We start from the raw sequence: 26252 nt of genomic DNA, 5'->3' as shown, positions 1-26252 counted from the left end.
CCTGTGAAGGTGAGTTGAGAAGCTTGCTGGAGGTATCAGAAGTGCGAATGCTGACATGAGTAACGACAATGGGTGTGAAAAACACCCACGCCGAAAGACCAAGGTTTCCTGCGCAACGTTAATCGACGCAGGGTTAGTCGGTCCCTAAGGCGAGGCTGAAAAGCGTAGTCGATGGAAAACAGGTTAATATTCCTGTACTTCTGGTTATTGCGATGGAGGGACGGAGAAGGCTAGGCCAGCTTGGCGTTGGTTGTCCAAGTTTAAGGTGGTAGGCTGAGATCTTAGGTAAATCCGGGATCTTAAGGCCGAGAGCTGATGACGAGTTACCCTTTGGGTGACGAAGTGGTTGATGCCATGCTTCCAAGAAAAGCTTCTAAGCTTCAGATAACCAGGAACCGTACCCCAAACCGACACAGGTGGTTGGGTAGAGAATACCAAGGCGCTTGAGAGAACTCGGGTGAAGGAACTAGGCAAAATGGCACCGTAACTTCGGGAGAAGGTGCGCCGGTGAGGGTGAAGCATTTACTGCGTAAGCCCACGCCGGTCGAAGATACCAGGCCGCTGCGACTGTTTATTAAAAACACAGCACTCTGCAAACACGAAAGTGGACGTATAGGGTGTGACGCCTGCCCGGTGCCGGAAGGTTAATTGATGGGGTTAGCTAACGCGAAGCTCTTGATCGAAGCCCCGGTAAACGGCGGCCGTAACTATAACGGTCCTAAGGTAGCGAAATTCCTTGTCGGGTAAGTTCCGACCTGCACGAATGGCGTAACGATGGCGGCGCTGTCTCCACCCGAGACTCAGTGAAATTGAAATCGCTGTGAAGATGCAGTGTATCCGCGGCTAGACGGAAAGACCCCGTGAACCTTTACTATAGCTTTGCACTGGACTTTGAATTTGCTTGTGTAGGATAGGTGGGAGGCTTTGAAGCGTGGACGCCAGTTCGCGTGGAGCCATCCTTGAAATACCACCCTGGCAACTTTGAGGTTCTAACTCAGGTCCGTTATCCGGATCGAGGACAGTGTATGGTGGGTAGTTTGACTGGGGCGGTCTCCTCCTAAAGAGTAACGGAGGAGTACGAAGGTGCGCTCAGACCGGTCGGAAATCGGTCGTAGAGTATAAAGGCAAAAGCGCGCTTGACTGCGAGACAGACACGTCGAGCAGGTACGAAAGTAGGTCTTAGTGATCCGGTGGTTCTGTATGGAAGGGCCATCGCTCAACGGATAAAAGGTACTCCGGGGATAACAGGCTGATACCGCCCAAGAGTTCATATCGACGGCGGTGTTTGGCACCTCGATGTCGGCTCATCACATCCTGGGGCTGAAGCCGGTCCCAAGGGTATGGCTGTTCGCCATTTAAAGTGGTACGCGAGCTGGGTTTAGAACGTCGTGAGACAGTTCGGTCCCTATCTGCCGTGGACGTTTGAGATTTGAGAGGGGCTGCTCCTAGTACGAGAGGACCGGAGTGGACGAACCTCTGGTGTTCCGGTTGTCACGCCAGTGGCATTGCCGGGTAGCTATGTTCGGAAAAGATAACCGCTGAAAGCATCTAAGCGGGAAACTTGCCTCAAGATGAGATCTCACTGGAACCTTGAGTTCCCTGAAGGGCCGTCGAAGACTACGACGTTGATAGGTTGGGTGTGTAAGCGCTGTGAGGCGTTGAGCTAACCAATACTAATTGCCCGTGAGGCTTGACCATATAACACCCAAGCAATTTGCGTCGAAAGGCCAGATTGCGGTGTGTGAAGACGCAAGAACCGAAAGTTCGACGCTCACAAAACACCGATTTCCATCACATACCCAATTTGCTGAAGCGCGGCCAGCCGGCCACGACTCGGTACCCGAATTTCTTGACGACCATAGAGCGTTGGAACCACCTGATCCCATCCCGAACTCAGCAGTGAAACGATGCATCGCCGATGGTAGTGTGGGGTTTCCCCATGTGAGAGTAGGTCATCGTCAAGATTAAATTCCGAAACCCCTATCTGCGTATGCAGGTAGGGGTTTTGTTTTTGTGCGTGAAAAACAGGGCTGGCCGTTGCACATTTTGCACAGTTATTTTCAGTTCATGGCACTAGAATAGGGCCAACTTTTTCAGACTCAGAGCCTTTATGCCGGATCCGGTTGACGCCCAAGGGCTGTCAGAATTACCGCTAGACAATCTGGTTGCCTGTCATGAGTGTGACCTGCTCATGCGTAAGCCAGAACTCGCCCATGGTGAAAAAGCCCTGTGCCCGCGCTGTGGCTACGAGCTTTATGCCCACCGCTACAACGTCGTACAGCGCAGCCTTGCCCTGGTCATCGCCGCCCTGTTGTTGTTTATTCCGGCGAACTTTTTACCCATCATGCAACTCAATCTGCTCGGGCAATCTTCGCAAGACACGGTCTGGAGCGGTGTTGTCGCGCTTTTTGACACAGGCATGCAAAGCGTTTCAGTGATTGTGTTCCTGTGCAGCATGGGGATTCCGCTGCTCAAGCTACTGTGCCAACTGGCCGTATTGTTGAGCATCCGTTTTGATGTCGGACGCAGCTACGGCTTGTTGCTCTATCGCATTTATCACCATATACGCGAATGGGGGATGCTCGAGGTTTACTTCATGGGCGTACTCGTAGCGATCGTCAAGCTGGCAGATATGGCAGCAATTACCGTAGGTCTGGGCCTGGCGTGCTTCATCGGCTTGCTGCTGATTCAAGTCTGGCTGGAAGTCGTGATGTCGCCTCACCAGATCTGGCAAGCGTTATCGGGAGAGGATGCTCATGCGGGCGATTGATGCAGGCATTCTGATTTGCGCTGAATGTCATGAGTTGAACAGGCAGGAAGCAGATACCGATGAGCAAGTCTGTACGCGTTGCGGAGCGCTGGTGCATGCCCGCAGCCCGAACAGCCTGGTACGGACCTGGGCATTGCTGATTACTGCCGCCATTCTCTACATACCGGCCAATTTGTTGCCGATCATGACCGTGAACTCCTTGGGCAAAGGTGCGCCCAGCACGATCATGGCCGGTGTGATCGAGTTGATTCACTACGGAATGTTCCCCATTGCGGCCGTGGTGTTTATCGCCAGTATCATAGTGCCCACATTCAAGCTGGTCGGCATCGGCTTGCTGCTGTTTTCCGTGCAGCGTCGTCAACCCCTTTCGGCTCGCCAGCGTATCTGGATGTACCGCTTCATCGAGTTCATCGGCCGCTGGTCGATGCTCGATATCTTTGTGATCGCCATCCTGGTGGCGGTCGTCAATTTTGGACGGCTTGCCAGCATTGAAGCCAATCTTGGCGCCATCGCTTTCGCCACTGTGGTGATTCTGACGATGCTTGCCGCCGTAACTTTCGATCCCCGACTGATTTGGGATAACACGGAGTCGGACGACGACCATGACTGATTTGCCCGTAGCGAAAACCCGACCGGCCTCCAACTGGTCCGCCATTTGGGTGTTGCCCCTGATCGCCTTGATCATCGGCGGCTGGCTTGGCTGGCGTGCTTACAACGAGAATGGCATCGAGATTCAGGTGCGCTTTGAAAGTGGCGAAGGCATTCAGGCCAACAAGACGGAAGTCGTCTACAAGGGGATGTCGGTCGGCAAGGTCAAAAACCTCAAGCTCGATGACGAGGGCAGTTCCAAAGGTGTTATTGCCAGCATCGAAATGAACAAGGACGTAGAGCAATACCTGCGAACCAGCACGCGTTTCTGGCTGGTCAAGCCGAGCGTGACGCTGGCCGGTATTACGGGGCTTGAGACGCTGGTTTCGGGTAACTACGTTGCAATCAGTCCGGGCGAAGGTGAACCGGTTCGCAAGTTCAAGGCCCTGGCCCAGGAACCACCGCTCTCCGATGCCCAGCCGGGTCTGCACCTGACCATCAAGGCTGATCGCCTGGGTTCGTTGAACCGCGGCAGCCCGGTGTTCTACAAACAGATCAAGGTCGGCCAGATCAAGAGCTACGTGCTCTCGGAAGATCAGAGCACCGTTGAACTAAAGGTTTTCATCGAACCGACCTACGCCAAACTGGTGCGCAAACACACGCGCTTCTGGAATGCCAGCGGCATCAGCATCGATGCCAACCTGTCGGGTGTGAAGGTGCGCAGCGAGTCGTTGGCCAGCATCGTCGCCGGTGGTATTGCGTTCGCTACACCTGAAAACCGCAAGGACAGCCCGCCTACCGATCCGAGCCTGCCGTTCAGGCTCTACGAAGACTTCGATGCAGCGGCGGCCGGTATCCGGGTCAAGGTCAAGCTCAGCGACTTCGAAGGTTTGCAGGCCGGCCGTACGCCGGTGATGTACAAAGGCATTCAGGTCGGCAATCTCAAGGCGTTGAAGGTCGATCCTGATCTGTCCGGGGCCACCGCCGAATTGACGATGGACCCGTTGGCCGAAGACTACCTGGTGAGCGGTACGCAATTCTGGGTGGTCAAACCGTCGATTTCCCTGGCGGGTATTACCGGCCTGGAAGCGCTGGTCAAAGGCAACTACATCGCTGTGCGTCCTGGCGACAAGGGCGCGGCACCGCAACGCGAATTCGTGGCGCGGCCGAAGGCGCCACCGCTGGATCTGCGCGCGCCGGGCCTGCACCTGGTGTTGTTCACCGAAAACCTTGGTTCGCTGGAAGTCGGCAGCCCGGTTCTCTACAAGCAGGTCAAGGTCGGTTCGGTACAGAGCTATCAGTTCTCGCGCACCAAAAAGCAATTGATCATCGGCGTGCACATCGAGAAGGAATACGAGGACCTGGTCAATGCCTCGACTCGCTTCTGGAATGCCAGCGGCATCACGCTCACGGGCGGACTGACCGGTGGGATTCAAGTCAAAAGTGAATCGTTGCAAAGCTTGATGGCCGGCGGTATTGCGTTTGAAACCCCGGAAGCCAAGGCGCCACTGCAGAAGCGCATTCCACGCTTCCGCTTGTTCGCCAGCCATGACGATGCCACGAAAAAAGGCGAAGTCATCACGATCAGGCTGGACCGTGCGGATGGCTTGCGTACCGGCACTCCGATTCGTTTCAAGGGGCTGGATGTCGGCAAGGTGGAAGGCGTTGATCTCAGCGAGGACCTGCAATCGGTGCTGCTGACCGCGCGGATTACGGAAGTGCCGGAGCGCATCGCACGGGTCGGCAGTCAGTTCTGGGTGGTCAAGCCTGAGCTGGGGTTGATCAAGACCTCCAACCTCGAAACCTTGGTGACCGGGCAATACATCGAGGTGCAACCGGCACCGAAGAATCTGGGGCCGCAGAAGAACTTCGTGGCTTTGGCCACTGTGCCGGAAACGGCGAAACAGGAGGCGGGATTGAGTCTGGTGCTGAGCGCCGCTCGTCGTGGATCGCTCAAAGCCGGCGTGCCAGTGACCTATCGCGAAATCACAGTGGGCAAGGTGACGGGTTATGAGCTGGGCCAGACTGCTGATCGTGTCCTGATCCATATCCTGATCGAGCCGAAGTACGCGCCCTTGGTACGCAGCGGCACCCGGTTCTGGAACACCAGCGGGTTCGACTTCGATGTCGGCCTGTTCAGGGGGGCAACGGTGCGTACTGAATCCCTGGAGACGATGATTCAGGGCGGTGTCGCCTTTGCCACACCGGACGGCGAGCGCATGGGCAACCCGGCGCAACCGGAGCAGACGTTCGCGCTGTTCGACAAGTTCGAAGAGGAATGGCTGACCTGGGCGCCGAAGATTTCCCTCGGTAAATAGTCTGAGGGTGCTTGTGCTGCCGTCTTCGCGAGCAGGCTCGCTCCCACAATGGATTGCGTTTACACCGATCTAAGGTGGGAGCGAGCCTGCTCGCGAAGAGGCCTTCAAGCGCACTGAAAGGCCAAATGCAGGCAATGAAAAAGGCCGCAATCCATTGGATCGCGGCCTTTTTCATTACCTTCGATTCAAACGTCAGACCGCATCCAGCTCCGGTTCATCCGCTTGTTCGTTGATCGTCGCCTTCACCTGGTCATGACGACGGATGTACTTCCAGTCCGCCTCATCGATGTAGATGCCGGCAGGGCCGCTGCCGCCTTCCAGGTCGATGGCGACACTGGCGCAGACCTGCGGCTTCACGCTCGCCAGGATCGGCACGAAGCCCAACTGCAGGCTGGTTTCCAGCAATGCGGCCTGGTTCTTCTCATCGATGTCCGCCGCCTCGTCGAGGTAGTACGGCAGGCGCACGCGGCCGGCCTGGTCACGGTCCATCAAGTGCAGCAACAAGTACATGTTGGTCAGCGCCTTGATGGTCATGGTGGTGCCGTTGGACGCCGCGCCGTCGATGTCGGTGTGGATCACCGGCTGGCCATTGACCTTGGTGATCTCGAACGCCAGTTCGAACAAGTCCTTGAGGCCGAGTTGGTTGTGGTTGGCTGCCACCAGCCGCGCCAGGTATTCCTTGGCCTCTTCGTTCTTGTTGTCCTGCTCGGCGCTTTGGCTGAGGTCGAAGACCGACAGGGTTTCGCCTTCCTCATACTGGCCGGCGCTGTGGATGATCTGGTCGATGTGCTTGAGCGCTTCCTTGTTCGGCGCGAGCACGATGCGGAAGCTTTGCAGGTTGGAAACCTGACGTTTGTTGATCTCGCGGTTGAACAGCGCCAGCTGGTGTTCGAGGCTGTCGTAGTCGCTGCGGATGTTGCGCAGGGTCCGGGCGATGTCCGTCACCGCGGCACGGCGAGCCTTGCCCAGGGTCAGGGCTTCGTCGGTGCGGTGCGCATAGGCGTTGATCAACAGTTGCAGGCGTCGCTCCATATCGTCTTCGCTGTCGAACTTGGCCACGCCCTTGAGGCGCACCTGGGCGTACAGCGCTTCGATCTGGCCGTCGGCCCGCAGCAGGCCTTGCCAGCTGTCCTGATAGTCATTGAGCAACGGCAGCAGGTTGTCCATGGAATCGTCGATCGGGTCCATGAACGGTGTGCCGAACGGCAGGTCCGCGGGCAGCAACTGACGGCGGCGCAGGGCGTCGTCGAGGGTGCGTTGCTTGGCTTCCATGTCGCCGATCTGCCGGCCGACCAGTTGCAGCTTGGCTGACAGTTGCTGGACGCGCTCGGTGAAGGCATCGCTGGAACGCTTCAATTCGTCCTGCGCGGCTTCCATCTGCGCAAGTTGCTCCAGCTTGTCGCCTTCTTCGGCGCTCAGGGTTTGCGCGCGACGGAAATCTTCCAGGGCTTTCTGCGCATCCAGCACTTGCTGGTACAGCAGTTCGGTCTGGGTCTTGCTCGCGGCGCGGTCGGCAGCCACGGCCGCTTGAGTTTTCAGTTGCTTGAGTTCTTTTTCCAGGCGTTCTTTCTGGTCGCGCAGGGCCGCGCGGTCAGCCAGGGCCTGCAACGCCGGTGGTTCGATGTGCGAGATGTCGATGGACAGGCCCGGCACTTCGAAGCGTTCGCCTTTGAAACCGTCGAGGATCAGCTCCACGGATTTGACCCACTCACCGTCGTCGTCAAGGGTGATGCCGTGTTCACCCAGCGGCAGGCTGAAGAGTGCACTGTTGAACAGGCGCATCAAACGTTCGACGTCTTGCTGCGAGAACTCTTCGCGCAGGCGGGCGTAGCTGTTGTTGTCCGCGTGATCGAGTTGCTGCTTGACCGACTTCAGGCGTTTTTCCAGGTCGCGCAGGCGCTCGTCCAGGTCTTCGGCGCTGAACTGGCGCGATTGGGCCAGCGCACCGGCCAGTTCGTCGTGGGCGTCCTTCGCGGCCAGCAGCTGCTGTTCCAGCACCTTGACGTCGTCGACCAGGGCAAAGCGATGCTTGAGTACCGACAGTTCGCCGAGCCAGCGCTGGATGCCGGAGATTTCCCGCTCCAGGCGCATCAGTTCCTGAGTACCACCGCGCTGGTCGTTTTGCAGGGCATCCTGCTCATTGCGGTAGTGTTCGGCCTGAATGGTCAGCTCCTCTTTGCGCGCACTGGCGTAGTCCGACCAGGTACCGAGCAAGGAGTCGAGCAATGGCGAAATCCGGTGCAGTTTGCCGCGCAGGATGTCGCGTTGCTTCACGCCGTTGGCCAGGGCTTCGACCAAGGGGCCGGCGGCGACCAGCGAGTTGTAGTCCTGCTCCATGCGTCGTACATCGCGGAACGCTTCTTCGCACGCGGCAATGTAATCGACGCTGCCGGAGCGCAGGCTGTGCTCGAAGGCATCGAGGAACAGTTGCTTGAGCTTGGCCGCGGTGATTTCGCGCATGTGCAGCAGGTTGATGAACAGCGCGCGGAAGGTCTTCAGGCTTTGCTCGCTGGTGGAACGCAGCGGGATCAGCGTCAGGTCCAGCGGGATCGAGGTGTGGCCACCGACCAACAGGCGGCGCAGTTCATCCGGCTTGAGCTCGTAGGCCTTCAGGCCCTCGCGCTCAAGGTTGGTGAACAGTTCTTTCTGGCGCAGGCAGGTGTCGTTTTTCTGGTAGTGGGCCAGGTCCAGTTTGCCGGCATAGGCAAAGAACTGGTGACCGAAACCACCACCCGGGCCGCGGCCGACCACGCCGATCACATGAGGGCCGTGGGGCAGGTTCACTTCGACCAGGATGTAGCTGGTGTCCGAGGCGAAGTAGAAACGCCGGGATTGTTCCAGGCTGTACTTGCCGAAGCTCATGTCCGACATGCGCGCCAGGATCGGGAACTGCAAGGCGTTGATCGAGGCGGATTTACCGAGGTTGTTGGCGCCGTATACCGACAGCGGCTCTTCCAGCGGGAACAGGCCAAGGCTGTAGCCGGCGGTGTTCAAAAGGGCAAAGCGGCGGATACCGTAACGTTCCTTGCTCATGCGTCGAGCTCCTGTTCTTCGGCGATGGCGCGGGCCAGGGCGTCTTCTTCGCTTTCGTCCTCAAACTCTGCGAGGTCGAGCGGGTCATCGGTCTGCAACAGCTTTTCGTCGCTGTCTTCGTCGATCAGCACCGGTACCGGCAACGGCAGGACGCTGTGCAAGCTGGCGGCCAGATCGCGGTCCTGCTGCACCGACAGGCACACATCGAGGAAGCGGTGCATCGGCGGCAGGAAACGGTAGACGCCGTTCTCCTCGCTGGCGAAACCGAGCTGGGTCATGCGGCGCATGATCTTTTCTTCCAGCTCTTCCTGGGTCTGCACTTCGGCCTGGATGAACAGGTCGCGGTATTTCTCCAGCAGCGACGGCAATTCATCACGCCCCAGGCTGCCGCCGTCGAGCACGGAGATCGGGTCGCGGCCCTGATCGGCCAGGTGTTCGACGAGGATGAAGGTGAACAGCGCCAGACGCTGGGCGGTCTTGTTCACCGCCGCTGCCGCGAGGTCCGGCACGAAGTAGTAGAAGCCGCGGGTGTCGCAGACCAGTTCAAAGCCCAGGGCCTTGAACAGCGTGCGGTACTGGTCCTGGAAGTTCGACAACTGTGCGTACAGCTCCGGATCGCGGCGGCTGACGTGATAACCCTTGAACAGCTCGCGAAAGATCGGCGCCAGTTGGGACAGTTCGGAAAGATCAAGATGCATGTGGGATGCTCGCAGAATCCTCGGCGGCGTCATCGCTGACCGAGAGCAGGGCGAAGGAGCGCAGGCTGACCTGATGCTCGTGGGTATGGTATTCGCGACGTTCCAGACGCTCGCGCGTGAAGCGTTTTTCCCGCGAAAGGCGCGAGAACCAGTACAGCAATTCGTCGGTGGCGCCGTCCGGCTCCTGCTCCAGCAGCCAGGTCATCAGGTCCGGCATCGGCAGGGCGTCTTCGCAGCGTTCGAGCATTTCCCGAACCGTGCGCGGCGCCCGTGGTGCATCGCCGCCCTTGTGGGTCTTGTGCGCCTTGGGGAAACGCGCCGGTTTCGGTTCGAAGCGTGCCAGGGCATAAACGTAGGCTTCGACCTGACTGGCACTGCCAAGGAAAGTGCTCTGCGGGCGGGTGAACATCGGCATCGCCGCTTGTGGCACCGCGTCGAGGCCCTTGCGACGGATCATCGACAAGGCCAGTGCCGCGCCACGGGTCACGGCGTTGTGCCGGCGGGCTTCTTCACGCAGCGGCAACAGCAGCTCGCGGGCATGACGCAGGGTCAACTGGGCGCTGGTCTGCATTTCGAGGATGCGCGCGTGGGTGCGCAGCAGCATGTCGTCGTCGACCAAGTGGCCGAGGCGTTGCTGTTCGCTGAGCATCTTCAGCAGGACGGTTTCGACCTTGCGCACGCCTTGTTCGAAGGCGCCGTCGGCGTTCACCAGATCAATCATCGGCTCGACGTATTCGTCCCAGGTCGCCAGCACTTCAGCGTAACGCTGGCGCAACGGGATCTGCCGGTCGCTGGTTTTCGCCCGTTCGGCGACGGCCACCAGTGCCTGTTCGTCGTTATCGAGTTTTTTCAGCACGTCACGCACGCGCATGTCGAGCAGGCGCAACTGGCGGGCGAGGTCATTGCCGTCGCGGATATCGAACGCATCCTGGATATAACCGGCCAGACGCTCCAGGTGGCGCAGGTAGGCTTCGATCTCCAGGCACAGGCCCAACCGGTGTTCACGGCGCAGATAGGCAAGGAAGTCGTGAATCTGCGCATTGAGCTCGAAACGGTTCGGGCTTTTGGCCACGGGAACCAGAATGTCGAGGCGAATCCACACATCCAGCAGGCTGGTAATGTCCTGCGGCGTACTGTCGAGTTGCTGGGCGGCCAGTTGCGTGCGCAGTTCGTTGAGGCTCAGTGTGCCTTGGTCGAAGTGCTCGCACAGTGGCTCCAGAAGTGCCCAGTGTTCAGCGAGGGCGCGCAAGACGCGCTTGGGTTCGATCATCGGAATGGCCGGCTGGTTGGCGATTAAAAGCCGCGATTGTACTGCATCGGCGACGATGCGATTCACTCTCGGGACGGGCTGTCGCCTTCTTTTCGGAAAGGTGCATCGATCAACTGCGGGCGATCTTGAGCGAACGGCGGTAGAATCAGCGCACTTTAGTTATCCACAAGTGGCCGACCTTTGCTTATCGAGTCCCGTCGTCGCGCTTATCTGGCCGCCATGCAGGTGGTCAACTGGCTGCCGCGCACCGAATTGCCCTTTGCTGCGCCGTCGCGGCCCGAGCTGCTGGAGACGCCTGAGCCGGTTGCGCTCGCGCCCGTTGTGCCGGCGGTTGTGGCTGAAACGCCCGTAGCACCGGTGGTCAAACCGGCCGAACGGGCGAAGATCGAGGTGCCGCGACCGTCGCTGGCAAGCACGCGCACCGGTGCCAAACCGGTGGAGGAGGCCGAAGAGGCGCCCGTCGTGGTCAAGGCGCCAGTGGTGCCGCCCCCGCGTTTCGCCTTGCAATTGCTGCGGGCCGGGCGCTGCCTGCTGCTGGTGGAGCTACCCACAGGCGAACCCTTCCAGACCCGCGATCCTGCCTACCTGCTGCTCAAGGACATGCTGCGCGCCGCCGGTCTGCCGGACAGCCCGCAGATCGTCGGTGAGCCGGTACGCTGGCCGTTGCTGGTGCGTGGCACGATGGATCAGGGACCGGAAGCGGCGCGGGACTTCGTACAGGGTTTCCTTTCTGTGCGGATGGAAGAAACGCCATGCGCCTGCCTGTGGCTGATCGGCTTGCCTGCGGTGCGATTTGCCGGTGAAGCGGATGCCGGGGCGTTCTATCGCGAGTTGCAGATCGAAGGACTGGGCCCGGCCTGGGCGGTGCCGGGCCTGGAATTATTAATGGAAGAGCCACAGCGTAAGGCTGATGTCTGGCAAGCCATGCGTCGGCTGATGGCGCGCTGGAAAGAATCAAATGAGTGACGCTGTATCGTTTCGCCCGATGACCGAGGCGGACCTGGAAGCTGTACTGAAAATCGAATACGCGGCCTACAGCCACCCGTGGACTCGCGGGATTTTCCTCGATGGCCTGGGCAAGTATCAGATCTGGCTGATGTTCGAAGGTCAGCAACAGGTAGGCCACGGTGTGGTGCAGATCATCCTCGACGAGGCGCATCTGTTGAACATTACGGTCAAGCCGGAAAACCAGGGCCGTGGCCTGGGGCTGACGTTGCTTGAGCATTTGATGTCGATTGCCTACAAGGCCGACGCCCGGGAGTGTTTCCTGGAAGTGCGCGACAGCAATACCGCGGCGTTCAAGCTGTACGAACGTTATGGCTTCAACGAAATCGGTCGTCGTCGCGACTACTACCCGGCGGTGGGTGGGCGCGAAGATGCGGTGGTCATGGCCTGTACTTTGGTGGACTAAGGCTTCAAAAACATCGCGAGCAAGCTCGCTCCCACAGTTTTAATGTACGACGTAAATCTCCTGTGGGAGCGAGCCTGCTCGCGAAAGCAATCTGTCAGACGCCAACAATCAACGCTTCCTGTCGATCGGATCCCGCCGCGCCAGTTCAGCCTCATCCAGGCCATACCCGCCACCGATATCGTCCTTGTCGACGATGCTCAGGTCCCAATCCGCGCGGCTATCACTGCCCGCTTCATGGGCGTCCCGGGCGCCGTCTTCACGGATCAGGGTTTCCGGGCTCAAGTCATCGTCGGTAGGTTGATGGTCGCCGGTCGAGGCGCCGGTCAGGCCCGCTTGATGTACGCGCCGGCGTGGCATCAGTTGCTCGCGCTCATCGTCCGGCAGTTCGTCGCCGATTCTGGTGCCGGGTTCTTCGTCGTCGAAATCCAGCTCATGCACCGAACCCATGCGGTCTTCGTTATCATCGATGGGTTCCGGTTGCACCGCATCGTACGGACGTCGTGAATCAGTCATGGCAATTCCTCATACTGTGGGCCTTACTACGGTGGACTCACCGGACACACGAGAATTCCAATGAAAACACTTGCGGTTCTTGCGTGACCCCGACGGACGGTCGTCTGTCAAAGCAGCAATCTTTCTTGAGGCCTTACAGCATGCACGACTTACAAGACCTGATTGATAACAACGAGCGTTGGGCTGACGCGATCACCAAGGAAGACCCGGATTTCTTCGCCAAACTGGCCCGCCAGCAAACGCCTGAGTATCTGTGGATCGGTTGTTCCGATGCCCGGGTGCCGGCCAACGAGATCGTCGGCATGCTACCGGGCGATCTGTTCGTACACCGTAATGTGGCCAACGTGGTGCTGCACACCGACCTTAACTGCCTGTCGGTGATCCAGTACGCAGTCGATGTTCTCAAGGTCAAGCACATCCTCGTCACCGGCCACTATGGCTGCGGCGGCGTGCGCGCCTCGATGCAGGATCGCCAGTTCGGCCTGATCGATGGCTGGCTGCGTTCGATTCGTGATCTCTACTACGAGAAGCGCGAAGAACTCGCCAAACTGGCCAGCGAAGAGGAACAGGTCGACCGCCTCTGCGAACTCAACGTGATTCAGCAAGTGGCCAACGTCGCCCATACCAGCATTGTGCAAAATGCCTGGCACCGCGGGCAGAGCCTGTCGATCCACGGTTGTATCTACGGTATCAAGGACGGTCGCTGGAAAAGCCTGAACACCACCATCAGTGGCTTCGAACAGTTGCCGCCGCAATACCGCCTGCGTCCGATCGATTCGCAATAAAGCCCGTCAATCGTGAACTCGCCGACGCCAGTGATGCAGAAACGCCTGGCCGTCGGCGTTTGGCGATTCGTCATAACCGGTAATCCAGCCGCGGCAACCATATGAACCGCACTGGCAGGCGAACTGGCGTTGCAGTTTGTCTTCGGTGGCGGCGAAGTCCATTGTCAGCCAGTCACCTTTGCTGATGTCCTTCAGCGCCCATAACCACAACTCGCTCATGTCCAGATAGACATTGGGGTCGCAGGAGTGTCGCAACAGTCCGCAGAAGCGCGGGTCGTAGACATGCACACCCGGTGCGAGCTGGCGGGTATGGCGGCAACGATAGGGCAGCAAATGCCCCGACGCCCGGCAGATACGAGTGATTCGCGGGAATTCACGCCGTACCGCAATGGCGGTGGCCTGGCCGTTGGCGTTTTCAATGATTTCGAAGTCGGCCAGGGACGGAAATCCCAGGCGAACGGGCAGCTCCGAAAAGGGGTAAACACCTTGCGAAGAATGTGGGTATTTTCCTTGAAAGGCGTGAGCTCTCATAACGATCCTTGTCGGCTGGGTGCTGCGACTTCCATCGGCTGACGATCCTGTCAGTGCTGCAGCACGTGGGTACGGCCCAAGCCTCTCGCAGATATCGCGAGCGGTCTACTGTCATAACTGACAGTTCGACTGCCCGCAATCGGTTTACAGCGGTGGTTCGGGCAGGGCAGTGGCTGGCGCTGGCGCCTTGAGCTGTTTGAGCTGCAACTGAACCGCGGCCGCCGAGCATTTGGCCGCTGCCTGGCCGGGCGTCAGGTTGCGAATCGAGGTGTAGAACAGCCCGCAGGTTTTTTCTTTCTCGGCCACTTGCCAGGTTTGAGTGCAGGTTTTCAGCTCGACATCAGCATTGCTGTCCGGTTGGCGGCCCATGACAGCCTGCCAGCACGCAGCGCTCAGATCCTGGCCCATGACTTTCAGGCCCGCCGCATCGGCCTTGGCCTTGGCATCGTTGCCGGAATAGTTCGCAGGGTCGGCGGCGTACCAGATGTAGCTCGGGTGGTTGGAACCCAGCACCCGTACTTTTACGCCGTCGCTCGGGCTGATTGTCGCCAGGCCCAGTACGTTCACGGTCGAGCCGTATTGTTGTTTGATCCAGTTACGCACCGGTGCGCCGAAGGCGACCATCGGCAAGGTTTCACCGCTGGGGTGCAGGCTGACATTCTTGACCATGGTGGTCTGGTAGTCGTTGAAGTAGCTGTAGACGCCTTCCAGGTCCTTGCCTGCGTTGGATGGAGCGGCGATAGGGGCGATGTCGACAATGGTCTGAAAACCTGGCGTCTGCTCCGCCGGAATACCATTGGCAGTGAGCAGCGTGGCCCAACGATCCGTGGTGGCGGATTTCAGGTAATCCTGGGCCTGAGTCAATGAATAGTCGGGCGGGAAGTGCAGCAGCTCGACACTTTTGCGGTGCTCCAGGGCCATGCCCAGCGGCAGGAACAGGTACCAGCTATACGCCCACTTGCCGTCGGCATTCAGTTTGCTGGCTCCGTTATAGGCCAGGTCCCCGGCATCGAGCAGTGCCGCCAAAGGTTTTTCATAGCCGTTGGGTACGCCGATGATTTCTGCGTGGAGCTGACCATTGTCGGTTTTGACCAGAACCTTCGCGTCGCCGTAGCCATCGCGCTGCACGCTCTGGGTCAGGTAATGCTCGACGGTCTGCTCTAGCGTCCAGTTGCGAAAGCAGATCACGTTGCAATTGTTGGGGTAGGCGAAGAGGCGGGTAACGCGTTCGGTGGTGCCCAGCTTCAAATTGACATCGGCGTGGGCGGTAGTGCTCAGGGTGAGTGCTGCGAGGGTGAGTGCCGCGAGTTTGAACATGCTCAGATCCTTTTCAGCGTATAAGACCAGCAGATACTGAAACACACGGGGCTGAACAAAAAGGGCCGATTTCAATACCGGCCCTTTTTCATGGTTACGGTATTACCGGCGGCAAATACGCCAGCGTCGTCCCCAGTGCCCATAACAACACTAGCACCAGTGGCGTATGCACCAGCAACTGCACGAAGGAAAAGCCGATCAGGTCCCGCGCCTTCAACCCCAGCACGCCCAGCAGCGGCAGCATGTAGAACGGGTTGATCAGGTTCGGCAAGGCTTCGGCGGCGTTGTAGATCTGCACGGCCCAACCCAGGTGATAGTTCAGGTCGTTGGCCACCTGCATCACGTACGGCGCTTCGATGATCCACTTGCCGCCACCGGACGGAATGAAGAAACCGAGGATCGCCGAGTACACACCCATCAGCAGGGCATAGGTGTCGTGGGAGGCAATGCTGACGAAAAAGGTCGAGATGTGGTGCGCCAGGGTCTGCGCATCGGTGCCCTTGACCGTGGTCATCAGTGCCGCGATCGAACCGTACAGCGGGAACTGGATCAACACACCGGTGGTGGTCGGCACCGCACGGGCCACTGCGTCAAGAAAGCTGCGTGGGCGCCAGTGCAGCAGGGCGCCGAGCATGATGAACAGGAAGTTGTAGGTGTTCAGCCCGGAAATCGCACTGATCGCCGGTTTGGTCGAGAACTCGTGGAACAGCCAGCCACCGGCCAGCAGCACCAGCAGGATCATCAGCAGCGGGCTGTATTCCAGCCATTCGCCGGGACGGGTGCGCGGTTGCAGCGGCGGCAGGTTGAAACTCGGGTCGACACCACAGGCCTTGGCGTCACGCGCCGAATTCGGGCCGGGGGCGGTCGCGTAGGCAATGATCAGCGAGATGACGATCAAGGCCAGCAACATCACGCCGGACTGCCAGAGAAAGATCGTCTGGGTGAAGGGAATCACCCCGGTGATCGACAGAATCGATGGCGGCAGGCTCGCCGGGTTGGCCTGCAACTGTGCCGCGGACGACGACAGGCCCAATGCCCACACGGCACCGAGACCCAGATAGGCGGCGGCACCGGCGGCGCGATAGTCCATTTTCAGATCGGTACGACGGGCGAGGGCGCGCACCAGCAGGCCGCCGAAGACCAGCGACAGCCCCCAGTTCAGCAGCGACGCGACCATGGAGATCAGGGCGACCCAGGCCACGGCAGAGCGGCCGTTTTTCGGGATTTTCGCCAGGCGATCGATCAGTTTCACCGCTGGCGGCGAACTGGCGACCACATACCCGCCGATGACCACGAAGGCCATCTGCATGGTGAAGGGGATCAGGCTCCAGAAGCCATCACCAAAGGCCATGGCGGCGTCGGTGGGTTTGGCTCCCATCGCGATGGTGGCCAGGGCCACGATAATCACCGCCAGGGCAGCAAACACCCAGGAGTCGGGAAACCAGCGTTCGGCAAAACTTGAGCAGCGCAGGGCAAAGCGGGCGGAGCGGCTATCTTCGATCTTGGCGGCCACGGAGGGTACCTCGGATTTTTATGTTTGTTGTGGTCTTCGGGGCAGCAGCGGCCCGTCTGGACAGACGCCAACATTAATTCAAGCCGGGGATTTTTGCGGGGCTGTTTCGTGGCTATGGGACTTTGGTCTAACGGGTTGTCCGCCAGGGCATTTGCGTAGACCATGAGCGCCTTGGTTTTTGCCTGTGCCAGAGTTCTTTTCATGACTAACACCGATTCGCGCCCGGCGCCGTTCAGCCGCTCGGACTACAAGACCCTGGGGCTCGCCGCCCTCGGCGGGGCACTGGAAATCTACGATTTCATCATCTTCGTGTTTTTCGCCCTGACCCTCAGTCAGTTGTTCTTCCCGCCGGAAATGCCCGAGTGGCTGCGTCTGTTGCAAAGCTTCGGGATCTTTGTCACCGGTTACCTGGCGCGACCGTTGGGTGGCATCCTGATGGCGCACTTCGCCGACCGTCTGGGGCGCAAGAAAGTCTTCAGCCTGAGCATCCTGATGATGGCATTGCCCTGCCTGCTGATCGGGATCATGCCAACCTACGCGCAAATCGGCTATTTCGCACCATTGCTGCTGTTGGCCCTGCGCATCCTCCAGGGCGCGGCGGTGGGCGGCGAGGTGCCCAGTGCCTGGGTATTCGTCGCCGAACACGCGCCCATCGCCCATCGCGGCTATGCCTTGGGTTTCCTGCAAGCGGGGCTGACCTTCGGTTACCTGATCGGTGCATTGACCGCGACCTTCCTGGCGCAGGCATTCAGCCCGGCGGAAATCCTCGATTACGCCTGGCGTTATCCGTTCCTGCTCGGTGGCGTATTTGGCGTGATTGGCGTGTGGCTGCGTCGCTGGCTCAGCGAAACCCCGGTGTTCACGGCCATGCAGGCGCAACGCGAGGCGGCCGGCGAACTGCCGTTGCGCACGGTCTTGCGCGAGCATCGCCTGGCCATTCTGCCGGCGATGATTCTCACCTGTGTGCTGACCTCGGCCGTGGTGGTGTTCGTGGTCATCACCCCGACCATGATGCAGAAAACCTTTGGCATGACCGCCAGCCGTACCTTCGCCTTGAGCGCTTTGGGTATCGTGTTTTTGAACATCGGCTGCGTACTCGCCGGGCTGCTGGTCGACCGCATCGGTGCCTGGCGCACGGTGATGCTCTATAGCCTGCTGCTGCCGCTGGGCATCGGCGTGCTGTATGCCTGCCTGATCGTGGACGGCGACTGGATCGGCCTGGCCTACGCCGTGGCAGGGCTGGCCTGCGGGGTGGTCGGCGCGGTGCCATCGGTGATGGTCAGCCTGTTCCCGGCGCGGATTCGCGTCTCGGGCATCTCGTTCACCTACAACATTGCCTACGCCGCGTGGGCAAGCATCACACCGCTGTTGTTGATCGGTCTGATGCCGTGGAGTCCATGGATCTGCGTGATGTTCAGTGCGGTGATGGGCGCAGTGGGCGTGGGCAGTGCGGCGTTCTTCGGAGCGCGAATGCCGAGAAGCGCCGGCTGTCCTGCCGCTGGTGCGCATTGATCGGGTATATCGTAACTATTTTTGTAGGACAATCCTGAAGCGCGCTTCAGAAAACGTTTCCAAGGCCGATGGTTAGGCTGCATGTCGCTTTCTACCCCTGTCCATCGGTGCTTTCCCATGTTCAATAAACGCTTGAAGCAGGAGCTGTCGGCTCTTCGTGAAGAACTCTCCAGCCTCCAGCAAGTGAAAGAAAGTCTGGAAAGCGAAATGCTGGTGCTGACCCTCGACAGCGACGGGCGGGTCCAGTCGGTCAACCAGAACTTCCTTGGCGAGATGCACTACAAGAGTGCTGACCTGATCGGCCGACACATCGACGACCTAGTCCCGGATCACGTCAAATCCGATGAATTCCAATTGCGTTTCAAGAACGCGCTGACCCGTGGCGAGCACTTCGCTGGCGCGGTGCGCCTGCTGCGCGGTACGGGCCAGGAAGCGTGGTTGCGGTCAATCCTGCAACCGGTGCGCTCGGCAGATGGGCGGATCAGGCATTTTTCGATCTTCTCCAGCGACCTGACCCGCACCATCGAGGCCTCCCGCGAACACGAGAACCTGATTGGCGCACTGGTTCGCTCCACGGCGGTGATCGAGTTCGACCTCAACGGCAATGTGCTGACCGCCAACGACCGCTTTCTCAGTGGCATGGGTTACAGCCTGGCGCAGATCAAGGGCAAGCATCACCGCACCTTTTGTCTGCCAGAGGAGTACAACAGCGCCGAGTACCAGAGCTTCTGGCGTCGCCTGAACACGGGTGAATACGTCGCCGACCGTTTCAAACGTGTCGACAGCCATGGTCGTACGGTCTGGCTGGAGGCGTCCTACAACCCGGTGCTCGATGCCAACAATAAACTCTACAAAGTGGTGAAGTTCGCCACGGTGATTACCGATCAGGTCAATCAGGAGCAAGCCGTTGCCGAGGCCGCCAACATTGCCTACAGCACCTCGCAGCAAACCGACCAAAGCGCCCAGCGCGGCAACGCCGTGGTGACCCAGGCGGTGGACGTGATGCGTGACCTGGCCAGGCATATGCAAACCGCCGGCGATGGCATCGAAGCCTTGAACGAGCAGTCGCTGGTGATCGGTACCATCGTCAAGACCATCAGCGGCATCGCCGAGCAGACCAACCTGCTGGCGCTCAACGCGGCCATCGAAGCGGCGCGTGCGGGTGAACAGGGTCGAGGGTTCGCCGTGGTGGCGGACGAAGTCCGGCAACTGGCTTCGCGGACCAGCCAGGCCACCGACGAAATTGTCCTCGTGGTGCGGCAGAACCAGGACATGGCGCGCAACGCCGTGGCGCTGATGGCCGACGGCAAGCTCCAGGCCGAACAGGGCCTGGCGCTGGCGGCGGAAGCGGGTACGGTGATTGTCGAGATCCAGGACGGCGCGCAGAAAGTGGTCGATGCGGTGGGGCAGTTTGCCAATCAACTCACCAACTGACCCGCTCCCACAGGGTTACGTGGGCGCTACAATCGGCACTTTTCCCCCAGGAGCAGACTTCCATGAGCGTTTCCCACCGCCGTCCGGTTCCCTTGTCCAAGGCTTATCGTCTGCTCAACCACGGCCCGACCGTGCTGGTCAGCGCAGCCCACGGTGGCCAGCGCAATATCATGGCGGCAGCCTGGGCCATGCCGCTGGATTTCGAACCGCCGAAAATTGCCGTGGTGCTGGACAAGTCCACCTGGACGCGCCAGTTGCTGGAAGCCTCGGGCACTTTTGTGCTGAACGTTCCTTGTGCTGCCCAGGCCGACATTGCGCAAACCGTTGGTTCGACCTCCGGTCTGGAATTGACCCAGGGCCAGGGGCGCGACAAGTTTGAAACTTATGAACTGCAGACGTTCGCCGGCCAGGCGGTCGATGCGCCGATGCTCGAAGGCTGCGTGGCCTGGCTCGAATGCCGCCTGTTGCCGGAACCGAACAATCACCAGCAGTACGATCTGTTCCTGGCCGAAGTGATTGCCGCCCAGGCCGACGAACGTGTGTTCAGCGAAGGCCGTTGGCACTTCGAAGGGCACGATGCCTTGCGCACCCTGCACCACGTGGCGGGCGGGCACTTCCTGACCATTGGTGACCCGGTGGACGGCAAGACCCTGCAGGCGTGAGGCAGGCAGCGCTCAAATCCAGACATCATTCTCGGCCGTGCGCTCGCCACCTTCGCGGCCGGTATTGAGCACGCCCTTGGGTTCGATCAGCAGGAGTTTTACTTCCAGCGCGGCGCTGGGTTTGTGCTCGACGCCTTTGGGCACCACATACGTTTCCCCGGCGTTGACCAGCACATGGCCATCGCGAAAGTCGATGCGTAACTGGCCTTCCAGAACGATGAAGGTTTCGTCGGTATCGAGGTGGTCGTGCCAGATGAAGTCCCCCAGCAGCTTCACCACCTTGAACTGGTAGTCGTTCATTTCGGCGATGACCCGGGGCGACCAGTGCGTATCGATCCGGGCGAGTTTTTCAGCGAAGTTCAGGCTTTCATATGTGTTCATGGAACAGCTCTCGCGGTTGTTTGTGAACCCACGATAGCCAGCAATCCGGCGCGATTCTTGAACGATTGTGCGTGGTTCAGCGCCGCTGCAGGCTCAGCCAGCGGGCCGGTGACAAGCCGTAGGTTTTGCTGAATTGCCGAGTCATGTGGCTCTGGTCGGTAAAGCCGGCGATCAGCGCAGCGCTGACCAGTGTCTGTCCCTGGGTCAGCAGCGCGCGGACCATGTCCAGGCGTCGCATGGTCAGGTAGCGATAGGGACTGGTACCGAACAACAGGCGAAAATCCCGGGACAGGCTCCAGCGATCCCGGCCACTGTGCTGCGCCAGCTCATCGAGTGTCACGGTGCGATGGAGGGCGCTGTGGATGTATTCCCGCGCGCGCTTCGCGGCCACGTAATCGAAACCCGAGCGTTTGGCCGGCACACCGGAAACCGTGCTCAAGGCCTGCGCCAGATCGAACAACGCATCCTGTTCTTCCAGTGGATCGAGCGGGCAATCAAGGCTGCGCAGCAACGCTCCCGTGGCGGTAAACAGGCGGGGGTCGTTCGACAGTCCGGTCTTGATGAACGGCAGCGGTCGGCCGCCGAGCATCTGCTGGATCAGCGCCGGTTCGATGTACATCATCCGGTACTGGAAACCGGACTCGGTGCCGGCCTCGCCATCGTGGGCTTCGTCCGGGTGCAACACGATCGTTGCGCCAGGCTGGCTGTGCCGCCAGCCACCGCGATACTGAAAACTCTGCACCCCGGCCAGGGTGTGGCCGATGGCATAGGTATCGTGGCGGTGAAGATCGTAGCCATGGCCGGCAAAAAACGCCTCGAAACGCTGTAGCCCGCCGACATCGGGCGCGCGATGGAACCAGTCATTGCGAGGCGGGTACTTGGCCATGGTGATGATTGTCTTGAGCTCGATGTGCAGCACGGTAACCCAATCAGCGACGCCCTGTCTGCTGATCGCAAGGCGACAGGTGCGCTAGAAAACCAAGGGCAAATACTGCACTGTGTGACGCATTCTCTGCAGGTCGTTTTTTCTATTCGTCAGATGAGGCCAGTTCATGAGCAAGCTGCGCGTGGGGATCATTTTCGGGGGCCGTTCGGCTGAGCATGAGGTATCGCTGCAATCGGCGAAAAACATCGTCGATGCGCTGGATCGCTCTCGCTTCGAGCCGGTGCTGATCGGCATCGACAAACAAGGCCACTGGCACCTCAACGATCCTTCGAATTTTTTGCTGAATCAGGAAAATCCGACGCTGATCGCCCTCAACCAGTCCAACCGCGAATTGGCCGTGGTGCCGGGTAAGGCCAGCCAGCAACTGGTGGAAACAACCAGTCAGGAAATGCTCGGCCACGTCGATGTGATCTTCCCGATTGTCCACGGCACCCTCGGCGAAGATGGCTGCCTGCAAGGCCTGCTGCGTATGGCCGACTTGCCGTTTGTCGGCTCCGATGTACTGGGCTCGGCCGTGTGCATGGACAAGGACGTCAGCAAGCGCCTGCTGCGCGATGCCGGCCTGGCCGTGACGCCGTTCGTGACGTTGACCCGCGCCACGGCGGCCCGCACCGGGTTTGCCGAGGTGCAGGGCAAGCTGGGCTTGCCGCTGTTCGTCAAACCGGCGAATCAGGGCTCCTCCGTGGGCGTGAGCAAGGTCACCGATGAGGTCGAGTACACCGCTGCGGTGGAGCTGGCGTTAAGTTTCGACACCAAGGTGTTGATCGAGTCTGCCGTCAGCGGCCGCGAGATTGAATGCGCAGTGCTCGGCAATGAAGAGGCCGTCGCCAGTGGCTGCGGCGAGATCGTGGTGCACAGCGGGTTCTATTCCTACGACAGCAAATACATCGACGACAAGGCAGCTGAAGTGGTGGTGCCGGCCAATATCAGCGTCGAGGCCAGCGAGCGGATTCGCGCCCTGGCCGTCGAAGCGTTCCAGGTACTGGGCTGCTCCGGCCTGGCCCGCGTCGATGTGTTCCTGACCGACAACGGCGAAGTGCTGATCAACGAAATCAACTCGCTGCCCGGCTTCACCCGCATCAGCATGTACCCGAAACTGTGGCAGGCCACCGGCATGACCTACAGCGAACTGGTGACGCGACTGATCGAGCTGGCGCAGGAAAAGCATCAGATTCGGCAGGGGTTGAAGATCAGTCGGTAAGTGCGTTGCTGATTTTCGCTTGTTCGTAAACAAAAGGGCCTACCCACCGGTAAGCCCTTTCTCGTTCCGCCTGCGACTCAATCCCCCAACGCCTGTCCCTCACGCCGCGGGTCGGCACCTCCCGTCAGCGATGCTTTCCCCTGGGCGTCCTTGACCCGGACAATCGCCTGGGTGCCGCTGGTCATGTCGATTTCGCTCACGCTATGGCCTTTGTCTTTCAGTGCCTGAATCAGCGCGGGGCTGAACTGTCCCTGTTCCAGTTCGGTCGGGCCGTTGCGGCTGCCGAAGTTGGGCAGGTTGATGGCGGCTTGCGCGTCGAGGTTCCAGTCGAGCAGGCCGATGGTGGATTTGGCGACGTACTCGATGATTTGCGAACCACCGGGGGAGCCGACAGTGGCAAGGAACTCGCCGCTCTGGCGGTCGAAGATCAGGGTCGGGGCCATGGATGAGCGCGGGCGTTTGCCGGGCTCGACGCGGTTGGCGACCTTCTGCCCGTTCTCCTCGGGAATGAACGAGAAGTCGGTCATCTCGTTGTTGAGCATGAACCCCTGAACCATGATGTGGGAGCCGAACGCCGACTCGATGGTGGTGGTCATCGACACGGCGCCGCCCGCGTCATCGACGGCCACCACTTGTGAGGTGGAAATCCGCAGCGGCGAACGGTCCGGCGCGTAGGCCACCTGAATGCCCGGCGGGGTACCGGGCTTGGCCGTGCCCATGCTGCGTTCGCCGATCAGGGCGGCGCGGCTGGCGAGGTAGGCAGGGTCCACCAGGCCCTTGACCGGCACGGGTACGAAGTCGGTATCGGCTACGTACTGCGCGCGGTCGGCATAGGCCAGGCGTTCGGCTTCAGAGATCAGGTGCACGGCTTGCGGGGCAGGCTCTATGCCGGCCGGGGCACTGGTCTTGACCGGTTTCAGTGGTGCCAGTGCCAGGCGCCTGTCGCGAGCCTCCAGGGCTTGCAGTGTGCCGAGAATCTGCGCCACGGCGATCCCGCCCGACGACGGTGGCGGCATGCCACAGACTTGCCAGCGTTTGTAGTCGGTACACAGCGGCGCGCGTTCCTTGGCCTGATAGTTGGCGAGGTCGGTCAAGGACAGGCTGCCGGGGTTGGCGTGGCCTTGAACTTTGGCCGCGATTTCCTCGGCGACCGGGCCTTTGTACAGCGCATCGGGACCTTCATGAGCGATGCGCTTGAACACGGCGGCCAGCGCCGGGTTCTTCAGGTTGGTGCCGACGGCTTTGGGGCTGCCATCGGCATTACGGAAGTAAGCCATCATTTCCGCTGAACGCGGCATGGACGAATCTGCGGCGATCAACTGATGCAGGCGTGGCGAAATGGCGAAGCCTTGTTCGGCGAGCCGGATGGCCGGTTCAAACAGCTGCGCCCAGGGCAGGCGCCCATGCTTTTGATGGGCCAGCTCGAGGGCGCGCAGTACGCCCGGCGTGCCCACCGAACGACCGCCAATCTGTGCCTGGGTGAACCCCATCGGTTGTCCGTTGGCCTGCAGGAAAAGCTTTTCGGTGGCGCCGGCCGGGGCGGTTTCACGTCCGTCGTAGGTGCGCACGGCCTTGCCATCCCAGAGTACGATCAATGCGCCACCGCCGATGCCCGAAGACTGTGGCTCGACCAGCGTCAGCACGGCTTGCATCGCAATCGCGGCATCGATGGCCGAGCCGCCCCGGCGCAGCATCTCCCGCCCGGCAGCGGCCGCCAGCGGGTTGGCCGCCGCTGCCATGTATTTGTCGGCGTGTTGGGTGCGCAGGTCGGTGCGGAACCCGGAAGCGCTTTCCGGAGCGAGCGGTAATGTCGGCACCGAAGCGTTGTGGCACGCGGTCAAGGTCAGGGCACTGGCGAGCAGAACCAGGGCTGGCAGGCGATAGCGGCGCAAAGGGAAGGCTGAAAACACGTGGGGCACTCCGTCCGTTGGATCTACGATCAGTGGACTGTATCGGCCGACCGGAAGGGACGCAAACCAGGTCCTGCGGCATTGACGTTTTTGTCCTTCATCAATGGCGGAATTTTCTGTAGGGTCGTCGCCAACAGGCAGGCCAGAAAACCAACAAGAGGCAGACATGCAAACCGAGTTCCCCACCCAGCCCGGCTATCGCACCCAGCGTGAACAGTTCCTTGCCGCCGCGACCACCGCAGGCGCAACGCTGACTGAATATCCACACCCGCTCAAAGGACCGTTCGGCGAATCGCTGAGTACCGATGTGGCGGTGCTGGGTGATCCGGGCGCCAAACGCCTGCTGATCGCGCTCAGCGGCACCCACGGGGTTGAAGGCTTCTATGGCTCGGGGTGCCAGATCAAATGGCTGCAGGAGCTGGGCAGGCGTTCGCTGCCAGCGGATGTCGCCGTGGTCATGATCCATGCCATCAACCCTTGGGGCATGGCGTGGTTGCGCCGGGTCAATGAAGACAACATCGACCTGAACCGCAATCACCTCAACTTCCAGCGCCCGCTGCCAGACAACCAGGCGTACAACGCCCTGCATGAAATCTATGCCTGCCCGCAGTTGCACGGGCCGGAGCGTGATCGTGCCGATGCCTTGCTCGACGAGCAGATTCGCCTGCATGGCTGGCCGGCGGTGATGTCGATAGTCGAGGGCGGTCAGCACGCTCATCCCGATGGCCTGTTTTACGGCGGGCTGGCACCGAGCTGGTCGAACCGCACGCTGCACCAAATCGTGCAAAAGCACGTGAGCCATGCCGAGGTCGCCCTGTGTTTCGACTTGCACACCGGCGCGGGCGAGTACGGTCATCCGATGTTGCTGACCATCACCGAGTCGGCCTATCCGGCACTGGCGGATGCGCAGGCGATTTACGGTCCGTGGCTCTACAGCCTGCAAACCGGCGCCGAGACGGTCAGCGAAACCGGCGTAGCCGCGACGGCCACCGGCTATACCTCGCAGGCGTTGATCGATGCACTGCCGCAGGTACGGCTGATGCCATTTGTCATCGAGTGCGGGACCTATCCCGGGCCGGACGTTCACCGGCATCTGCGTGATGACCACTGGTTGCATTTGCATGGCAACCCGAGTGACGCAACAGGGCGCGGGATCAAGTTGAATCTGCTGGAGCAGTTCTATCCGGCGGATAGCGATTGGCAGGCGATGGTCTGGTTGCGCACGTGGCAGATCTGGGAGCGGGCGTTGTCGGCATTGCCGACCATTGGCGTCTGATCGACGCGTGCATGCGGTTGAGGATTTCCCGCAACCGCAGCGCACTTTTCTCAAGGCATAAAAAAACGGCCTACCTTTCGGTAAGCCGTTTTTAGTACTTGGTGGCTACACAGGGACTTGAACCCCGGACCCCAGCATTATGAATGCTATGCTCTAACCAACTGAGCTATGTAGCCAAGTGGC

General features: G+C 60.2%; 21 protein-coding genes, 1 tRNA gene, 2 rRNA genes and 1 pseudogene (1 of these 25 running past the window's edge). 14 read left to right on the top strand and 11 right to left on the bottom strand.

Features of this window, described 5'->3' with window-relative positions:
* The 5 genes from ACEN8E_RS25185 to ACEN8E_RS25165 all read left to right on the top strand — a co-directional run.
* A 23S ribosomal RNA gene (locus ACEN8E_RS25185) occupies positions 1–1698 on the top strand; it begins 1194 nt to the left of the window's first position.
* 150 nt (positions 1699–1848) lie between these two features.
* Positions 1849–1964, top strand: a 5S ribosomal RNA gene (gene rrf, locus ACEN8E_RS25180).
* A 146-nt stretch (positions 1965–2110) separates the two neighbouring features.
* Complete coding sequence (locus tag ACEN8E_RS25175) at positions 2111–2770, top strand: paraquat-inducible protein A (RefSeq protein WP_429365918.1); 660 nt, start codon at positions 2111–2113, stop codon at positions 2768–2770.
* Positions 2757–3380 carry a paraquat-inducible protein A gene (locus ACEN8E_RS25170; RefSeq protein ID WP_495590291.1) on the top strand — a complete coding sequence of 208 codons (624 nt, stop codon included), beginning with the start codon at positions 2757–2759 and terminating at the stop codon, positions 3378–3380. The genes ACEN8E_RS25175 and ACEN8E_RS25170 overlap by 14 nt, the downstream gene beginning before the upstream one ends.
* Positions 3373–5676 carry a PqiB family protein gene (locus tag ACEN8E_RS25165; protein WP_495590290.1) on the top strand — a complete coding sequence of 768 codons (2304 nt, stop codon included), beginning with the start codon at positions 3373–3375 and terminating at the stop codon, positions 5674–5676. Before ACEN8E_RS25170 ends, ACEN8E_RS25165 begins: the two co-directional genes overlap by 8 nt.
* A 192-nt stretch (positions 5677–5868) precedes the next feature.
* Here the strand turns inward: ACEN8E_RS25165 and mksF are convergent, their stop codons facing one another.
* The 3 genes from mksF to mksB are packed head-to-tail and all read right to left on the bottom strand — an operon-like array spanning position 5869 to position 10677.
* Positions 5869–8709 (bottom strand): Mks condensin complex protein MksF, encoded by a 2841-nt coding sequence (gene mksF / locus ACEN8E_RS25160; RefSeq protein WP_495590289.1) that lies wholly within the window; start codon positions 8707–8709, stop codon positions 5869–5871.
* A complete protein-coding gene (mksE, locus tag ACEN8E_RS25155; RefSeq protein ID WP_495590288.1) occupies positions 8706–9407 on the bottom strand; it encodes an Mks condensin complex protein MksE in 702 nt (233 codons plus the stop codon). The genes mksF and mksE overlap by 4 nt, the downstream gene beginning before the upstream one ends.
* Positions 9397–10677 carry an Mks condensin complex protein MksB gene (mksB, locus tag ACEN8E_RS25150; RefSeq protein ID WP_495590287.1) on the bottom strand — a complete coding sequence of 427 codons (1281 nt, stop codon included), beginning with the start codon at positions 10675–10677 and terminating at the stop codon, positions 9397–9399. The genes mksE and mksB overlap by 11 nt, the downstream gene beginning before the upstream one ends.
* Positions 10678–10896: 219 nt before the next feature.
* Here mksB and ACEN8E_RS25145 point away from each other — a divergent pair, with 219 nt between their 5' ends.
* Both ACEN8E_RS25145 and rimI read left to right on the top strand, forming a co-directional pair.
* Positions 10897–11643: an energy transducer TonB gene (locus ACEN8E_RS25145; RefSeq protein WP_495593397.1), complete on the top strand. Its 747-nt coding sequence runs from the start codon at positions 10897–10899 to the stop codon at positions 11641–11643.
* On the top strand, positions 11636–12088 hold the full coding sequence (rimI, locus tag ACEN8E_RS25140) for a ribosomal protein S18-alanine N-acetyltransferase (RefSeq protein ID WP_007981794.1): 453 nt from the start codon (positions 11636–11638) through the stop codon (positions 12086–12088). The genes ACEN8E_RS25145 and rimI overlap by 8 nt, the downstream gene beginning before the upstream one ends.
* Positions 12089–12196: 108 nt before the next feature.
* On the opposite strand, the gene ACEN8E_RS25135 is transcribed toward rimI, so the two are convergent.
* Positions 12197–12601 carry a serine kinase/phosphatase gene (locus tag ACEN8E_RS25135; protein ID WP_495590286.1) on the bottom strand — a complete coding sequence of 135 codons (405 nt, stop codon included), beginning with the start codon at positions 12599–12601 and terminating at the stop codon, positions 12197–12199.
* Positions 12602–12741: 140 nt separating this feature from the next.
* On the opposite strand from ACEN8E_RS25135, the gene can reads away from it, so the two are divergent.
* Positions 12742–13386 (top strand): carbonate dehydratase, encoded by a 645-nt coding sequence (gene can, locus ACEN8E_RS25130; RefSeq protein WP_495590285.1) that lies wholly within the window; start codon positions 12742–12744, stop codon positions 13384–13386.
* 6 nt (positions 13387–13392) lie between these two features.
* Here the strand turns inward: can and ACEN8E_RS25125 are convergent, their stop codons facing one another.
* From ACEN8E_RS25125 to ACEN8E_RS25115, 3 genes are all read right to left on the bottom strand, one after another.
* Positions 13393–13917 carry an SET domain-containing protein gene (locus ACEN8E_RS25125; protein WP_495590284.1) on the bottom strand — a complete coding sequence of 175 codons (525 nt, stop codon included), beginning with the start codon at positions 13915–13917 and terminating at the stop codon, positions 13393–13395.
* 144 nt (positions 13918–14061) lie between these two features.
* The gene (locus ACEN8E_RS25120; RefSeq protein ID WP_495590283.1) at positions 14062–15234 is read right to left on the bottom strand and encodes a hypothetical protein; all 1173 of its coding nucleotides are present in this window, start codon (positions 15232–15234) and stop codon (positions 14062–14064) included.
* A gap of 94 nt (positions 15235–15328) precedes the next feature.
* Entirely contained in the window at positions 15329–16747 is a 1419-nt protein-coding gene (locus tag ACEN8E_RS25115; RefSeq protein WP_495590282.1) for a short-chain fatty acid transporter, read from the bottom strand.
* Positions 16748–16948: 201 nt separating this feature from the next.
* Here ACEN8E_RS25115 and ACEN8E_RS25110 point away from each other — a divergent pair, with 201 nt between their 5' ends.
* The 4 genes and pseudogenes from ACEN8E_RS25110 (at position 16949) to ACEN8E_RS25095 (ending at position 20355) form a co-directional block, all read left to right on the top strand.
* A complete protein-coding gene (locus ACEN8E_RS25110) occupies positions 16949–18259 on the top strand; it encodes an MFS transporter (protein ID WP_495590281.1) in 1311 nt (436 codons plus the stop codon).
* Positions 18260–18340: 81 nt separating this feature from the next.
* Positions 18341–19105, top strand: a pseudogene (locus ACEN8E_RS25105) (PAS domain-containing protein); the annotation flags it as partial.
* Positions 19085–19693, top strand: coding sequence for a methyl-accepting chemotaxis protein (locus tag ACEN8E_RS25100; RefSeq protein ID WP_495593396.1), 609 nt, complete (start codon positions 19085–19087; stop codon positions 19691–19693). The pseudogene ACEN8E_RS25105 and the gene ACEN8E_RS25100, both read left to right, overlap by 21 nt.
* 62 nt (positions 19694–19755) lie before the next feature.
* The gene (locus ACEN8E_RS25095; RefSeq protein WP_495590280.1) at positions 19756–20355 is read left to right on the top strand and encodes a flavin reductase family protein; all 600 of its coding nucleotides are present in this window, start codon (positions 19756–19758) and stop codon (positions 20353–20355) included.
* Between the two features lie 12 nt (positions 20356–20367).
* Here the strand turns inward: ACEN8E_RS25095 and ACEN8E_RS25090 are convergent, their stop codons facing one another.
* Together ACEN8E_RS25090 and ACEN8E_RS25085 are read right to left on the bottom strand one after the other, a co-directional pair.
* Positions 20368–20736, bottom strand: coding sequence for a cupin domain-containing protein (locus ACEN8E_RS25090; RefSeq protein ID WP_495590279.1), 369 nt, complete (start codon positions 20734–20736; stop codon positions 20368–20370).
* A gap of 76 nt (positions 20737–20812) precedes the next feature.
* On the bottom strand, positions 20813–21622 hold the full coding sequence (locus ACEN8E_RS25085; protein WP_495593395.1) for an AraC family transcriptional regulator: 810 nt from the start codon (positions 21620–21622) through the stop codon (positions 20813–20815).
* 166 nt (positions 21623–21788) lie between these two features.
* Between ACEN8E_RS25085 and ddlA the strand changes: the two genes are divergently transcribed.
* Complete coding sequence (gene ddlA, locus ACEN8E_RS25080) at positions 21789–22883, top strand: D-alanine--D-alanine ligase (protein WP_495590278.1); 1095 nt, start codon at positions 21789–21791, stop codon at positions 22881–22883.
* A 77-nt stretch (positions 22884–22960) separates the two neighbouring features.
* Here the strand turns inward: ddlA and ggt are convergent, their stop codons facing one another.
* Complete coding sequence (gene ggt, locus ACEN8E_RS25075) at positions 22961–24793, bottom strand: gamma-glutamyltransferase (RefSeq protein ID WP_495590277.1); 1833 nt, start codon at positions 24791–24793, stop codon at positions 22961–22963.
* A gap of 166 nt (positions 24794–24959) precedes the next feature.
* On the opposite strand from ggt, the gene ACEN8E_RS25070 reads away from it, so the two are divergent.
* Positions 24960–26069 (top strand): DUF2817 domain-containing protein, encoded by a 1110-nt coding sequence (locus ACEN8E_RS25070; protein WP_495590276.1) that lies wholly within the window; start codon positions 24960–24962, stop codon positions 26067–26069.
* A gap of 99 nt (positions 26070–26168) precedes the next feature.
* On the opposite strand, the gene ACEN8E_RS25065 is transcribed toward ACEN8E_RS25070, so the two are convergent.
* Positions 26169–26245: transfer RNA gene (locus ACEN8E_RS25065), tRNA-Met, on the bottom strand.
* Positions 26246–26252 lie beyond the last annotated feature (7 nt).

The organism is Pseudomonas sp. Pseusp9 (genome assembly GCF_059491265.1).
Note: the sequence above shows the minus strand (reverse complement) of the source record. Positions and strands in the feature narration are given on the sequence as shown.